This is a genomic window from Mucilaginibacter ginsenosidivorax (assembly GCF_007971525.1).
GTDB classification, from domain to species: Bacteria; Bacteroidota; Bacteroidia; order Sphingobacteriales; family Sphingobacteriaceae; genus Mucilaginibacter; species Mucilaginibacter ginsenosidivorax.
Window position 1 is genome coordinate 1,903,592 of the sequence record NZ_CP042437.1, and the last position, 15,577, is coordinate 1,919,168.

The 15,577-nt window shown below is 41.2% G+C and carries 12 protein-coding genes; 5 read left to right on the forward strand and 7 right to left on the reverse strand.

Annotated elements, in window-relative coordinates; genetic code table 11:
* The first annotated feature begins 30 nt into the window (after positions 1 to 30).
* From FSB76_RS08060 to FSB76_RS08070, 3 genes are all read left to right on the forward strand, one after another.
* Positions 31 to 1,371, forward strand: coding sequence for an alpha-L-fucosidase (locus tag FSB76_RS08060; RefSeq protein WP_147053088.1), 1,341 nt, complete (start codon positions 31 to 33; stop codon positions 1,369 to 1,371).
* A 440-nt stretch (positions 1,372 to 1,811) separates the two neighbouring features.
* Complete coding sequence (locus tag FSB76_RS08065) at positions 1,812 to 2,393, forward strand: hypothetical protein (protein WP_147053089.1); 582 nt, start codon at positions 1,812 to 1,814, stop codon at positions 2,391 to 2,393.
* A gap of 38 nt (positions 2,394 to 2,431) precedes the next feature.
* Positions 2,432 to 2,818, forward strand: coding sequence for a hypothetical protein (locus tag FSB76_RS08070; RefSeq protein ID WP_147053090.1), 387 nt, complete (start codon positions 2,432 to 2,434; stop codon positions 2,816 to 2,818).
* A gap of 625 nt (positions 2,819 to 3,443) precedes the next feature.
* Here the strand turns inward: FSB76_RS08070 and FSB76_RS08075 are convergent.
* The 4 genes from FSB76_RS08075 to FSB76_RS08085 all read right to left on the reverse strand — a co-directional run bounded on the left by FSB76_RS08075 (position 3,444) and on the right by FSB76_RS08085 (position 10,585).
* A complete protein-coding gene (locus tag FSB76_RS08075) occupies positions 3,444 to 5,255 on the reverse strand; it encodes a DUF262 domain-containing protein (protein WP_147053091.1) in 1,812 nt (603 codons plus the stop codon).
* A gap of 299 nt (positions 5,256 to 5,554) precedes the next feature.
* Positions 5,555 to 7,429, reverse strand: a complete 1,875-nt coding sequence (locus FSB76_RS08080; protein ID WP_147053092.1) for an NACHT domain-containing protein — start codon at positions 7,427 to 7,429, stop codon at positions 5,555 to 5,557.
* A 923-nt stretch (positions 7,430 to 8,352) separates the two neighbouring features.
* The gene (locus FSB76_RS32075) at positions 8,353 to 8,514 is read right to left on the reverse strand and encodes a hypothetical protein (RefSeq protein WP_158642862.1); all 162 of its coding nucleotides are present in this window, start codon (positions 8,512 to 8,514) and stop codon (positions 8,353 to 8,355) included.
* Between the two features lie 760 nt (positions 8,515 to 9,274).
* Complete coding sequence (locus tag FSB76_RS08085) at positions 9,275 to 10,585, reverse strand: hypothetical protein (RefSeq protein ID WP_147053093.1); 1,311 nt, start codon at positions 10,583 to 10,585, stop codon at positions 9,275 to 9,277.
* A gap of 888 nt (positions 10,586 to 11,473) precedes the next feature.
* On the opposite strand from FSB76_RS08085, the gene FSB76_RS08090 reads away from it, so the two are divergent.
* Positions 11,474 to 12,238: a putative periplasmic lipoprotein gene (locus tag FSB76_RS08090; protein ID WP_147053094.1), complete on the forward strand. Its 765-nt coding sequence runs from the start codon at positions 11,474 to 11,476 to the stop codon at positions 12,236 to 12,238.
* Between the two features lie 107 nt (positions 12,239 to 12,345).
* Positions 12,346 to 13,128 (forward strand): hypothetical protein, encoded by a 783-nt coding sequence (locus tag FSB76_RS08095; protein ID WP_147053095.1) that lies wholly within the window; start codon positions 12,346 to 12,348, stop codon positions 13,126 to 13,128.
* Between the two features lie 368 nt (positions 13,129 to 13,496).
* Here FSB76_RS08095 and FSB76_RS08100 read toward each other — a convergent pair whose 3' ends face one another.
* The 3 genes from FSB76_RS08100 to FSB76_RS08110 all read right to left on the reverse strand — a co-directional run bounded on the left by FSB76_RS08100 (position 13,497) and on the right by FSB76_RS08110 (position 15,374).
* Entirely contained in the window at positions 13,497 to 13,961 is a 465-nt protein-coding gene (locus FSB76_RS08100; RefSeq protein ID WP_147053096.1) for an SRPBCC family protein, read from the reverse strand.
* A gap of 40 nt (positions 13,962 to 14,001) precedes the next feature.
* A complete protein-coding gene (locus tag FSB76_RS08105) occupies positions 14,002 to 14,838 on the reverse strand; it encodes a sulfurtransferase (RefSeq protein ID WP_147053097.1) in 837 nt (278 codons plus the stop codon).
* A gap of 62 nt (positions 14,839 to 14,900) precedes the next feature.
* Positions 14,901 to 15,374, reverse strand: coding sequence for a ribonuclease H-like YkuK family protein (locus FSB76_RS08110; protein ID WP_090652302.1), 474 nt, complete (start codon positions 15,372 to 15,374; stop codon positions 14,901 to 14,903).
* Between the last annotated feature and the right edge of the window lie 203 nt (positions 15,375 to 15,577).

A 15,577-nucleotide genomic window follows, 5' to 3' on the forward strand; every position in this document is an offset into this window, starting at 1 on the left:
GTTATATAAATTTATTTTTCAAATTTGTTTATGCATAAACACCTTTCACTGCGCATTGTAATTGCTGCCTGTTTGTTTTCGTACTCCTTAACTGTTTGCGCTCAGCAAAAAACCGCACCCGATTCCATCCGGAAAAAAATGCAATGGTTTGCCGATGCAAAACTTGGCATTTTTATTCATTGGGGCATTTACTCGGTAAATGGGGTTGATGAAAGCTGGAGCTTTCATAACAAAAAAATAAGTTATAAAAACTATATGGAGCAGCTAAATGGCTTCACTGCTTCCCGGTATAACCCGGCGGAATGGGCCGGTTTAATTAAACAAAGCGGCGCCCGCTACGCCGTTATCACTACCAAGCATCACGATGGTTTTGCGCTATGGCCTACCAAGCAGCATCATTTCAACGTGGTAGATAATTCGCCTGCAAAAAGGGATGTGTTAAAACCTTTTTATGATGCTTTGGATAAAGAGGGGATCAAACGCGGTGCCTACTTTTCTCTGATAGATTGGAGCCATCCTGATTATCCTGGTTTTTTGAAAGACAGCAGCCGGTATAAAGTTGCCGATGAGCCCGAGCGCTGGCAACGGTTTCAGCATTTTTTTCAATCGCAAATTGACGAGGTAAATAAAGCATATAAACCCGACTTGTGGTGGTTTGATGGCGACTGGGAACACAGCGCTGCCGAATGGCATTCGGAAAAAGTAAGGAAACAAATTTTAAACCTCAACCCGGCGGCTATCATTAACGGCCGGCTGCAAGGTTATGGCGATTACGAAACACCCGAACAAAACTTCCCGGTTAGCCGCCCTAACTTTAATTGGTGGGAATTGTGTATGACAACCAACAACAACTGGGGTTATCATCCCGATGATATCAATTACAAAACACCTTTTGAGGTGATAAGCATTTTTGTTGATGCGGTTAGTAACGGCGGCAATCTTTTATTAGATATTGGCCCCAAAGCAGATGGTACCATCCCCGCCGAACAGGTAAATATTTTAAAAGAGCTTGGCGCCTGGAATAAAAAAAATGGAGAAGCTATTTTTGGAACACTACCCGGTTTGCCCCAGGGTCATTTTTACGGGCCAACCACCCTATCAAAGGACTCAACAACCATTTATCTTTTTTTACCGGGACAAACCACCGGAAATATTATGCTGAAAGGCTTGAAAAACACCATTAAAGATGTACAGGTAGTGGGAACAACCGCTCATTTACAGCCCAAGATTGTAGGTAAAATTTCCTGGAGCCCGGTACCCGGCCTTGTTTTCATCAACGTACCCGACAAATATAAAGACCCGTACATAACCGTTATCAAACTACAATTAAACAAGCCTCTGCAATTATATCATGGGCAGGGCGGGCTGTAAACCGGCATGCAGATATTGGGAAACGCATCTAAACATGGTTAACATAACTTAACACATTTCAGATAAATATTTTACAATCACCTGATAATCAACATTTTATTTTTAATCATGGTTAACATGAAATTGATAGCGCATTTAGGCGCATCAAAATATTTGTGTAGGGTGTTGGCCAATACAAGTCGCTTCGGGCCCCATATCATTTAACCAGGATCAGCAATAAAAGCGGGGTATCGTTTGTCTTTCTGTCTTGATTCTTACCTCTTGACTCTACTTCATGGCAATGCCTGCGGCCCGGGCTGTACATTCATACGCGCACAGTGCCTTAGGCGCCGGGCCGGTATCCATTTCCATCCCTATTGCAGGGAAGCGGGGTTCTAAAATTGTTCTCCTAACTTTTTAAAAATCGTAACTTGGAACTCTTAAATTGAACCCTTATCAAATTGAAAAAATTCGCCTTCTTCCTACTCTTTGCCATCGTATTTACCTTTGGGCGAAACGGTGTAGCGTACACAACAGCGTATAAGCCAAAAACAAAACAGCAAACTAACGGCGCGTTAACAGCCGACGACCGAAAAAGCTATGTGGTAACCATTGCTCAGGACCAAATGAAAAAACCGGTAAGTGCCAGCAACGACCCCGCTTTTCCAACAAAGGTAATATATCTCGACTGCGTGCTAAAAGTGACCAACAACTCGAACGACACGTTAAAATACCTGAACAAATCATGCGCCTGGGCCGACATATTAAAAACAGATAACGTCAAAATGCGCATCTGGAAAAATGGCTGCAGCTCGGATGCTACTGTAGTGAGCTTTGTTGCCCCACATAAATCAACAATTTACGCCATTACGTTGGTGTACAATAAAACCAAAATGACTGCAAACACGCCTTTTAAAGTTGGCGTGGGCTTTTTCAAATTTGTAAATAAACAACAGCTTACAACATTTGATGCCACAAAAAAATTCGCTGAAACCGGTGAGAACAATCTGATCTGGTCGAATACAGTGGTGATACCGCGATAGGTTTTGTAGGATGGGGCTTAAACACCAAATGAATCAGGATGAGTTACAATCAAACACCATGGGATTTCGACGAAGCAATACAGATAGAAGGCTATAAGATAAAGTATGAAAACCTCCGTGAGATTGGTCAGGGCGCACCGATAATAGGCAACTTACTGATTAATGGTAAACAAATGCCTGGATATGGATTTGGAGGGCCGTTAATTTATCAAAACTGTAATTTGTACATACCGGTTTATATAAAAGAATCTTCTTTCGGTTGGGGCTTCAAATTAGCGGTAATAGATTTAAAAAACTTAAGTATCCGAATTTTTGGAGAGAGGAACCATGTATTACATCTTGATAAAATAGAAAATGGCCGCATTTATTATTTTATCAGTTGGGATAAAGTAACGTATAATTATTATGAAGGTGTTGTTAAATGATTTCAGCGTAATACCAAGGCGTTAAAAAGCTCATTTATAAGGTCACAAGTGAGCTAACACGCCGCCCTGTGCGCAACAATTGCGCTAAATGGGCCTAGTCCTTCAATTTAAATTTGCGCCAACAAAAAGCAACCCTGAAAGGGTGGCATCCAACGGTGATGGAACATCGGCCATCAAATAAAAATACACAACGAGACAGCCCTGAAAGGGTGGCATCCATCTGCGATGGGCATCGCCCATCGATTAAAAAGGTTATTATGATAGCCCTGAAAGGGTGACATATCAGCCCGCCGGATGACGAGTGTGGTATTGCGTCCCCTCAGGGACCGAAACTTGCTCATTTATCCATAATCCTTTATCTAAAATAAGGGCAATGCCTGCGGCCCGGGCTGTACATTCATACGCGCACAAGGCATTAGGCACGGGGCCTGTATCCATTTCCATCCCTATTGCGGGCCAAAATGATTATGTATTGGGATGGATACGCTATGTTTTCCGACGACGATATTGTGGGTAACGATCACAATTGAGCTAAGTCGCTGCTATGTGTGCAACACTTGCCCCAAGTGGGCTCATACTGTCGGCAGCCTTTAATATCAATTACCTTTAAATCAACTATATAAAATTAGACATAGAGTTTCCAGATGTCCTGAATTAGTCGTTTTAAAATATCTTGTCGCTCATTTATTGCCAAAATATTCCAATCGTCAAACGTCTTTAATTTTTCTGTAGCAAACCCATTAAACTTCGTTTGCTCTCCGATTTGAATCAGAGAAAAAGTTCTGGTAAGCAAGATATTCGAATTCAAATAAGCTGTCTTTTTGATAATAAACCATTCATTAGATGATATGTCATTTGAGTAATTGAGACTTTGATTGATGGGTGCCTCGAGCAATGTTAGATTGCCTAATCGATAAACAGCGTTGCTATAATCATACGATTGTGGATAATCAGTATCTGGAATATTTGTGCCTGTTTGCGGAAGTATATGTTCTAATTGCTGACTTTGATAAAATGTAAAATTCGCTGATGGAAAATTGACTTTTTGTCGGATATCCTCTTCAATTTTACCTAAAATGTATTTAATTCGATATTGTGGATTTAAGTCGCCTTGACTTTTATTAGAAAATTGTCCATCAAACTTCGCTTGTTGTTCAGTTAACTCTTTATTAAAATCGTCGTTTAGAAAGTTCTTTAAGTCATCCAATGATTTAACCAAACGTAATTTAATTGCCCAATTTGCAAATAAGGCTTCATACGACTTCGTCAGTGTTCTATTAATCGCATAATAGAATACTAAACTTTCAATGTTTTTTGCTAAGAATTTAATAACCTCAACGGAGATATTTCCGGGTAACGCCATTAAAAGGACGAGATGTTGTCTTGAAGTTTTTTTGCTTAAATAGCCGATTCCTGTAATATTAGGATACAATTTGTCAGCATCCCACGAATTTGTAGCCTTGACAAAATTGGCGTAAGTATAAGCTGCTGCTTTAAGCTCTTTAACAAAAGAAATTGGGTCACTTTGATATTTGATTTTGTTTTTACCTGTTGCTGAAATCATCCATTTGTAAATTTCATCTTCTCTAATTACCCCATTATGATAACGAGCCATCAGAAAATATCTCAAAAACCTTAAAGGTTTATCTCCTTCATTACTTTCATCTAACCCTTTAAGCATTTCGCGCCAAGTGTTTTTAATAATTACAAAATCTTCTTCTTTCGCATGACTAAAAAGTAGATTTTTTAATAAATCCATCGCATTTAGCCCTACACCTCGTTCATTTATTGTTTCAAAGATTTTCAAGGCACTTCCCAAGTCGTCAGGTCTGATAATAACCATTTCGACATTAGCTAAAAAATAGCTTATGAAATTTAATAACGTTTCAGGATCGTCACTTTTTAATTCTATAAGATAATCATTTACTGTACCATATGCTTCGATCATCTTTTTAATCGAAGGAGTCAAAGTATCGGTGAAAGATTTTTCAGAAATTAATTTAATCAAGTAATCCTTACTTTCCTCGTATTGTAGAGTTAGTCGAGGCGTATGTTTTTTTGTTGCTATATCGTACTTATATAAAAGTTCTTTAACGACTTTATGCAATTCGCTTTTGACAGTATCTAATTCATCTGTTATGCCAACTAAATTTTTTAGTATATCCCTAATAGCACATAATGAAATTACAATAGTTGTTAGGCGTTGCTGGCCATCAACCACATCATATGCACCATCTTCACGTTTTACTATAATTGTTGATCCAATAAAATAATTGCTTTGCTTTAGAGCTGTGGGAGAAAACTCATCTGATATATCTTGCAAAAAACGAGCGACATGGACATCAGCTGTCCATACATATTCTCGTTGATAATCGGGTACAATAAAAAAATAGTCCTTTAATTTTTCAATTGACTTTACTTCAGCTTTAATATCCATTTAATATGATACGTTTAAATATCGGTGCGTAAATTAATTCCTTTTTTGTGTATATAACTACATATAAACTGTTTTTTATTGAGAATTATGTTATTCAGCCAGTGGTCGGTATTATCACCACACCGTTTCCAGCTAGCCTTAAGGAAGCTTTCAATTATATAGATTTGCAGCTAAAGCATATGTAAATACAAGCTCTTGCTGATACAGCGATAACACCGACGAGAAGCCAAATAGTTGCAAATCACAAGCGATCCCCCCGGATGCAGCCGCAATGTCTGCGCTTAGGCCAGGTTGGAGTTTTAAGCCCTTTCCCGGATATATTCAAATTTGAAAATATCATTTATGACGCTAAAATTAATTGATCCCATAGAAAGACTTTGCTTTGATATTTTCCCTTCAAGTGGAATTTCTAAAAAGTAACTTCCTGTAAAAACAGCAGTCCTTTTGAAATACATATATTCTTTATCGTCTCGCCAGAGTGAGAATTTTTTTGATGCCATGTTCAAGGATATAAATACGTTAGGAAAACGTAATAGCTGATCTATGATGTCTATAAGATTGATGGAAGTATAGCTTATAAATAGCAAATAAAGCATTGCCATCCCCAATTCTTCACTGCATTTAAAGATTGGCGTTTCAATCACCAATCTTGATAATAATGTAAAAATCGAGTTATCGTAATTCACTCCATTTTCTTGCCTATCCATGTCGCCGATATTTAAATTTTTATTAAGAAGCAAATTTGCAAACCATGATCCGGGATCGCCGGATAAAGTAATAGCAATCGCTAAAGGTTCAGGATATTGATAGAAATAAGCTATAATACTTGCTGAGAAGGGTAAAGTTATAATGTGTTCGGCGCATAAATATTCCTGGATGGAGAGATGACTAAATTCACAGGAATCGTAACCCGAAATCGAGATAATACCATTATGGGATTGGATTTCAGAGATTACATCGTCAATCTCATCTTTCGGCAGGTTATAGGATGAATATATGTTCTGATACACTTCACGAAGAATCGCCGTAGAAAATATTGTCTTTTTTACCCGGTAAGTTAGATTAAATGATAGTTCATAAAGAAATTTAAGCTTTTTCCTTGCATTGAATTCTGCGTACGCAGATTTTCGTTGAATTCGTCGATGCTCATCCCAATCTTTGAGAATTAAATAGGTTGCATCCCTGTAAACCTCATAAGACTGATAAGGAAGGTTCTTGTTGTTTAATTTATACAATATCAAGAGTAGCGTTAAAAAAATAGGTCTGCTTGCTAAATCCCTATAAGGCTTATTTTTCAGGGCGTCATAGAAACCTTTACTACTGCCAAGCCAGCTTTTGGCGATAGATTTTATACGTTTTTCATCTAATGGGGTTATTTCGAATTTTGTAAATCCCAAGCCGGTGCTGGAAAGCTTTGATTTTCGGACAGTAAGTATTATTTTTCCTGTCAAAAGTTTCAGGCCGAGGCTTTCAACTTCTTCTAATATATTATCTTGGTTTTCTTGTGGGGCTTCATCCAAGCCATCAAGAATTAATATGGCCTTTGTTTCATTTAAGAACTTAGCAACAAATATGTCAATCGGAACGTCGCCTACGTGAATAATCGACCTTTCAGACATTGTAATATTTCCCCTATTATCGCTACTTTCAACTTTAACTATTCGAGATTGATAAGGTATTCCAAACAAATCAAGTAAAGATGTTGAAACCGTTGAACCGACTTTAAATTTACGAAACTTTAAAAGGATGGGGAAATCATACTCAACGTTTTGATAGCCATCAAGAAAATAGTTTAAAATCAGTCGTTTAACCGTTGTTGTTTTTCCTGCTCCGGGATGGCCGAGCAATAATATATTTTTATTTAGTTTTAATAAATCATTTTCACTTATTTCTTCTGTAGACCACATCTTTTCATATCTCTGAATTGCTGGAGAGATGCTTAACTCCACAGTTGTTAATTCAATATTCTGGTGAGCATGTAAGTCCATAAAAGGCGTTTCAGCCGACCAGTTTATAAGCTCAATTAAGTGAGTTTCAAATAGCTCAGGCAAATTTTTCAGAATAGCCTTTAATTCAGTCTTATTGTCTTTCAAAACGTGATCTATCGTTTTGTCGATGGCTTTGTTCGCAATAGCCTTTATGACCTCGAAACCAATTTTAGCGGTGAGCGACATAATATTTAACGGTTGGATTTAGGTGAATTTATTGAGATTTAAAGATAACTAAATTACATCAGACAAATGGCTCGTTGCATGTTAAACAGGTAAGTTTTCCACATGTGGTTTGATTTTAGTACTGCTGGTATCGACAAAAAATCCTAATTTATTCTCCCCAGCTATCGCAAGCACTTCTCGCTGTCGCGCGCCTCCAGACCTGTGTGCCCGCATGCAAATCACGGTGTTTTTGTGTAGTGTTTAGACCATAATTCTCCGCGAGCGTGCGTCAGTGATGGAAGTGGATACCGGCCCCGCGCCTAATGCCTGTGCAGTATAAGCGTATAGCCCGGCACCGCTTCTACCAGCGGTGTTACGCCATAATCATTATTGCCTGCATATTCAATTAACCCCTACCTTCCTTTCCCAAGGGAAGGAATCGCACGTTTCCCCGGCTTTTTTAATAGTCGAAATCTATGGAGACAACAGCAACAAAGGGAAAGGGGAGCGATCTGTGAGGACACAGATTGCGGAGAAGGTTTTTTGCTAAATCGTTCTCCGAAAAAAGAAAAAGTTAATTAACCCCTCCCTGCCTTTGCCCGCATTTCCATCGCGTCCCTGCCGGGGCTACTGTGTGTACACAAGTTTATATGAGATAGTAATTTATAAAAGCCACTCCGTTAGGAGTGAAATGTCGGTAGAATAATTAAGCATCCCCCTTTTCGTGCCGTAGGTACGAAACTAACCGCCAAATTTGGCTATTTATCAATACCATTTGACTGAAAAAGTTCAATAGTTTCGTACCTACGGCACGTAAAGCTATTTTTGATCCTTTTTCTACCGACATTCAACCCCTCCGGGGTTTTTCCTAAAAGATGTGTACACACAGTAGCTCCCGAGGGAGGAAACTGAAAAAAAAGCGATTTTGGAAACATGAACAATACTTAATTAACTACCCTCACCGGTACCGCCGCAACCCAAACCGCCTTCCTGTCGTGTGTTTTGGCAAATTGCTTTTTGAAAAAATTACCATCGGCCTTTACCTTGCCGGCGAAGGCCGTTTTTCCATTTAATATTATTTTTACTTCTTTGTTGATATCAACCATTTGCGGGCTTATTAAAACTTCAAAAGCGGTTACCCGCGAGGTGTAAATTTCAAATGTGTTGTTATTGTAGGTCCCTTTTATAGCGGCGCTAGGGTTTATACTGTAGTAAGGATAGCTCTTCCAGGTTTTGGTGTTTTTATAATAGCTGCCAATATTGTATGCCTTATGCCAGGGCGCGGCATTTAAATGTTACGCCATAATCATTATTGCCTGCATATTCAATTAACCCCTACCTTCCTTTCCCAAGGGAAGGAATCGCACGTTTCCCCGGCTTTTTTAATAGTCGAAATCTATGGAGACAACAGCAACAAAGGGAAAGGGGAGCGATCTGTGAGGACACAGATTGCGGAGAAGGTTTTTTGCTAAATCGTTCTCCGAAAAAAGAAAAAGTTAATTAACCCCTCCCTGCCTTTGCCCGCATTTCCATCGCGTCCCTGCCGGGGCTACTGTGTGTACACAAGTTTATATGAGATAGTAATTTATAAAAGCCACTCCGTTAGGAGTGAAATGTCGGTAGAATAATTAAGCATCCCCCTTTTCGTGCCGTAGGTACGAAACTAACCGCCAAATTTGGCTATTTATCAATACCATTTGACTGAAAAAGTTCAATAGTTTCGTACCTACGGCACGTAAAGCTATTTTTGATCCTTTTTCTACCGACATTCAACCCCTCCGGGGTTTTTCCTAAAAGATGTGTACACACAGTAGCTCCCGAGGGAGGAAACTGAAAAAAAAGCGATTTTGGAAACATGAACAATACTTAATTAACTACCCTCACCGGTACCGCCGCAACCCAAACCGCCTTCCTGTCGTGTGTTTTGGCAAATTGCTTTTTGAAAAAATTACCATCGGCCTTTACCTTGCCGGCGAAGGCCGTTTTTCCATTTAATATTATTTTTACTTCTTTGTTGATATCAACCATTTGCGGGCTTATTAAAACTTCAAAAGCGGTTACCCGCGAGGTGTAAATTTCAAATGTGTTGTTATTGTAGGTCCCTTTTATAGCGGCGCTAGGGTTTATACTGTAGTAAGGATAGCTCTTCCAGGTTTTGGTGTTTTTATAATAGCTGCCAATATTGTATGCCTTATGCCAGGGCGCGGCATTTAAAGCAATATCCAAGTTGTTGATAACCAGCCAATTGCAGTTGCTGAATAAATGACTGCTGGTTTCCCAAAATATAGCTTTAGGGTACGGGGTGCGGCGGGTGCTGTCGATAAATTTAAGGGCGTTGGGGTAATCGAGGTCTAAATGTTTATCAAAGTGCTGGTAGCCATAGTACTCTTTATATTTGACATTGGTTTTTAAAGAATCCAGTAGTTTTATAATCACCCGGGCCTGCTCGATGGGGCGAATATCGTCTTTATTCGAGTGGACGGCGTACAGCGGCTTATTTGTGGCGTTTCGTAAATAGATATCGTTGGCCGCCAAGTTGGTGAGCATGGAGTTATAGCATAAAAAGCCCGCAAAGGGCGTGGGGTTATACACATCTAATGCAAACGCGCCATCCGACCCATCAGAATGCCCCATTGCAAAAACCTTGTCGTCATTGATATTTACAGATCGTTTAACTTCATTGATGATATTGAGCAGTGTTTTAAAAGTGAGATTTTCAGTGGGCCTCCATTTGTTAACCACCCAGCTAAACTTTTTGGTTTCATCGCCGTAGGGCATAATAATGATGTTGCCTGTTTTACACAGCTTTCCAATAAAGGGATCGTCGTCGGCCTCGGTGACCCTGTGCTGCCCCATGGCATCGCTAAAATGAGATGCCCCGACAGCGCCATGCAGTAATAAAACCAGCGGCGTTGCCACTGATGGGTCATACGTTTGGGGGATAAACAATCGGAAGGGCACCGCACCAAAAACAGAATCGTTGATGGTAAAAATGTGCATATCGCGGTATTCCTTCAGTAAAGGAAAATGGCTGTGGCCGAGGTCGGCAGGTTGGCCGTTTTTCAACAGCTTGTCTGAATCGCTTTTAGGAATGCTGCTAAAATCGGTTACCTGGGCAAATGCCGGACCCGTAAATAACAAAAATAAGGTAGCAATAAGGCGGTAATATTTAAACACAGGTAATGTTTTTTAAGGTGTAACCATAGGCAACTGCGTTGGTAAAATAGTTAATATTTGATGGAATGGCAAATTAGTGGAGGGGGGGCTATTTTGCGCTGCCCGATGAGGTAGTTGGTTTAACATTGGCTTTGGCTTTGAACGCTGGCTACGACTCACCCGGTCGAGGCTACGCCCGACCACCCTCTCTTCGGCTGCGGTGAGTGTTGCGCAACCAAGCGCATAAGCTCCAGAGTTTGAAATACTGTCAATCAACCTTCTGAGATTTCAATATTCAACAATCTCCAAAAGCAAGTTAGTCTATATTCAAATCTCCGCGCGTCAAATGGTTATAAAACAAGCATTCCTTTTCATGGCTTAGTTGTGCAACACTCACCTGCGCCGGAAAGAGGGTGGAGCTCATTTTTTTCTTTTCTTTCTTTTTTTTACCCCTCTATGCGACGCAGTCGGAGAGAGGGGTGACGGGCGTAGCCTCGTCGGGGTGAGTCGAATCGCCGCCATGCTAACAACGTCAACAACATCGCTTTTTTGCTAATCGTTCCCCGAAAAATAAAAAATTCATTAAACCCCTCCCTGCCTTTGCGCACATTTCCATCGCGCCCCTCCCGAGAGAGGGAACTGGAAAAACAGCCTTTGGGAAGCCCGAAAATTCTTCGTTTTTCCAAAACCGTCAGTTTTTTCCAATGTCATTTCCCCTTTATAATTCTTTAATTTTACCCTTGAGCGTTACCATAGTCTTGAATCCCGACACTTAATTCTTGACGCTATTCAAAAAAATTTGTAACATCGTACAACATCTTGCATCTAAATAAAAACAAATACAAAAAAGCCAGTCGGCGTAACCCAAACCAGAAACCGCCATGCCGGCAAACAACCCATAAAATCATCATGAAAAAAATATTCATAGCGCTTACAGGTTTAGTGGTTAGTCTTTCGGCATGCAGCCAAAACCCGCCGCAGCAAAACAATGTCACTATCGAAAACAATACCACTGCCGGTTTTGACGTAAATAAGCTTGCCCAGTTTGTAAAAAACAGTACCGACCCGCAAACCCTCGAAAAAGCCATTAACAACCCGGCCAACCAGATCAACAACCTGGACCTGGATAAGGACGGCAACATTGATTACCTGAAGGTACAGGAAGCCGATAACAACAAGCTGAACATTATTGATGATGTGAGCAATTCGCAATCGGTAACGGTGGCCAGTGTTAATATTCAGCCAACGGGCAATAATAACACCGCCAACCTGGATATCCAGGGCAACCCAACTTACGTGGGGTATAACAACTACTACCACTCCTCATTCGGCTTAACAGACTTTTTGATTTTAAGCTACTTTTTACGCCCGCACAGTTATTATGTACCCGTTTACCACTACGGTTATTATCCGCATTATTATACCCGTACGCGTACCTATACTACGTTCAGGCCAACTACCTCATCGTACATGTCGTCCAGGAGCAGCAGCCGGAGCAGTTTGAGCCAGCCCACCAGGTCGCAAAGATCATTCAGCAACCGCAGCTCGGGCAGCAGGGTAAGGAGTGGCGGCTTTGGCAGCAGCAGTTCAGGCAGCAGCTTTGGCAGCGGCAGGAGTTCGGGCAGCAGATCTGGGTTCGGCCGTAGTCGTGGTGGATTTGGCCACAGGCGATAATATCAATTTTCAAATTAGTTTTACATTTTAATTAGCTTGAATCCCGGGCAGTCCAAAGTCTCCCCTACCCGGAGGAGATTTAGAGGGGGCTCACATTTACTTAAATTATGGCTATCCAATTAAGAAAAAACACGCTTTTATCTGACGATAATAAAAAAACGTTTAAAGCAATTATCGTTTTAAACGAAATGATAAATGGCAACCACCAGTTTAGCAGCAGCGCTTATGGCGACGATGCCGTACTACAGCCGCTGTTCCAGGAACTTGTTGCCAATGGCTACATCATCAGCTCGGGCTCGGTTTATAAGGTAAGCTCAAAAGGCCGCGGTGTATTTGACACCTTCATGAAGCGCTATAGCGAATACCTGAAAGTTTACGACGTTTTTTCGTTTGTCGACCTGGAAAAAGGCGAGTTTGCCTTTAGCAGCTATTTCGACTTTGATAACGACGATGACTGGTTCAACTTTACCGACAATGAGCGTTTTGACGACCTGCGCATTGCTGTAGCTATGTTTAAAAAAGCCGACCCGGCCGAAATTGTGTTTATGTCGTTCATCAACGAAAACAGGTTTGATACCAGCGTATCGGGCTGGCAAAATGATTTGATGGCCGACACCGCCTGGGGTGAAATAGAAGATATTTGCAACAGCGCGATAAAGCCCGAAGATGTTGGCGAAGATGCCATGGTAGATATGATAAACCAGGGATCGGAGCTGATGATTAAACTGATGGAGGAAGAGCAAAAACAAAATAACAATAACAACAATTACGGCGGCGGTGGCACCACCACCACTACCATTGTTGAAGAAGAAACTATCGAATACTACGAACCCTACTACGATCCTTACTACATCTCGCCAATTTGGCTGGTACCGCTGTTTATCTGGTAATGATTGTGAATGGATCATGAGCTTCTTCTTCCGCTGTATGTGTCCTCACATACAGCTGCCCACATGTTATGAGATAAGGGAAAATGGCTGTGGGGACACAGCCATCGGGAAAGAATGACATTAAAAAATAAAAGACTGTCATGCTGAGGTACGAAGCATCTATTTGCGAACTTTTCTATCGGTCATGCACAGCTGATAGATCCTTCGTACCTGCCATTGACACATTTGTAACCAACTGATTATCAATTGAAAAAAAAGGTGTCATTTACAATGCGATCATTTGTGCGCAAATAAAGGTTACTCAGGATGACAGGAAAATTAACTATGTCATAGGTTGTATAACGCTGTGATGCAGCGGATGGGCATCGTTAGTACCCAAATAGCCTTTCAATCGCCTTATTCCGATAGGCAAAAATCTTATTTACCTCTTTACCCACAAAAATCTTATTTGCAATGGTGCCTATAAAGCCGTAGGGTATGGCATAGTGCAAAATATCATTCATCTGTACACCGCCTTCAATAGCCTTAAAATGATGCTGGTGATGCCATAAAGCATATGGGCCAAAGCGCTGCTCGTCAACAAAATATTGTTTATCGGCAACATGGGTAATCTCGGTCATCCAGTTCATTTTGATACCCGCAACCGGCGCAATTTTGTAGGTGATGATCATACCGGGGTACATTTTGGTATCGGCAGTATAATCGGATGTTACCACAAAGCTCATATCGGGCGGGGTAATTTTAGCCAGGTTTAAGGGCGAGGAAAAAAAATCCCAGGCCTCATCTAAACCAATCGGGATTTTTTGTTCGGTTTTTAAAACGTATGTTTTCACAATCAACTATAAAGTACAATATTGTTGTAAATATACATTTTTATCTCGTAGTTGTACCAATAGGCAATTTACGTCTCGACCATTCACTCCACGACCCTACATATAATTGCGGCCCGGTAATGCCGGCGTACTCCATACCCAGCAAGGTGTGGCAGGCCGTAACCCCCGATCCACAGTGAACTATGATCTCCTGGTGGGCAATATCCCCTATGGCGTCATCATAAACTTTGCGCAATGTATCAGCATCCAGGTATTTACCATCGGCACCCAGGTTGGTAATATAAGGCAGGTTAAATGCGCCTGGTATATGGCCGGCAATCAAATCTAAAGGCTCGGTTTGGCCTAAATAGCGTGGGGTTTCGCGCACATCTATTACAATCCGGGTTGCATCATGGGCGGCAATGGCAACCTCGCCAATCGCTACGGTGCCGGTATAATCTGCAGGTACCGGGTAAGCTTCAACCGGGGTTGGGGTAAATTCTTCGGTGCTTAATTCGATACCGGCATCTTTGGCAGCCTGTAAGCCACCGTTTAATACCTGTACATTAGTGTGACCTATTGCCTTCAGCATCCACCAAAAGCGGGCACCGCCAAAAGCTGCAGATTTATCGTCATAAACCACCACGTGGCTTGTTGGCGTAATACCTAAACGGCCCAAAAGGGCGGCAAAATCTTCAATTGGAGGTAAAGGGTGGCGTCCGCCCTGGGAGGCGTCGGTAACGTGGGCAGCTAAATCGCGGTCCAGGTCAACATACGCGGCGTTTTTAAGGTGACCGGCAAGGTAGCGGTCGTGGGTATCTTTACCGGCGCGGGCGTCGATAAGTATGGTGTTCGGGCCGGCAAGGGCCGGATCGTTAATTTCAATTAGTGGCGACATAGTTTGTTCGGTCTTGTGGTAAAAGACCAAATATAAATACCACGCCGTTTACTTCAAGGCTTTTACTGCACTATTTTATTGGCGCAGTAGGAGCTTGCGAAAGCTTCGGGCTTGGCTTTAAATACAAAACCCATGCTCAAAATGTACCCCATTGCTTCGTGCAGCGCGGCATTTGATTTAAACATTGGGTTGGTGTTAATGTCGGCATGTACTTCCAGTTCCACATCATACAGGTCAAGCAGATCGCAAAGTTTGTAGGCAATGTCAATTGATTTCTGCACCTCGCTCAGCATCCTTTCCTTAATGGTCATTTTTTGCGAGGTACGCTCCTGGTGGATAAACATGAACGCGCCACGTTTCTCGCGCAGAAACACGATAACTGTGGCAAAATCAGTTACACTACCTTTTACCTGCGAATCTGTTCCGATACATACTTTGAGCTTGTTGCCGAGGGCGGCTTCGCGTTCAATCGCCTTTTCAACCTCTTCCATGATGGGTGTTTGGATCACCTCACCGCTAAATTTTCTCCAGGTCATAAAAATTGTTTTAAGTAAATTTTAACTGACCCATTTTATAGGTCTATAAAAATAAGCGATAACGTTTCATATAAACGTAAATATGATGTGATTTATTTGTTAACATTTGGCTGAATATCAACAAGATTGAAGAGAATTTGAAAATTTGAGGATTTGAAAATTTGAAAATGTAATAGGGGAATGGTTTTAATTTGAAACAACAT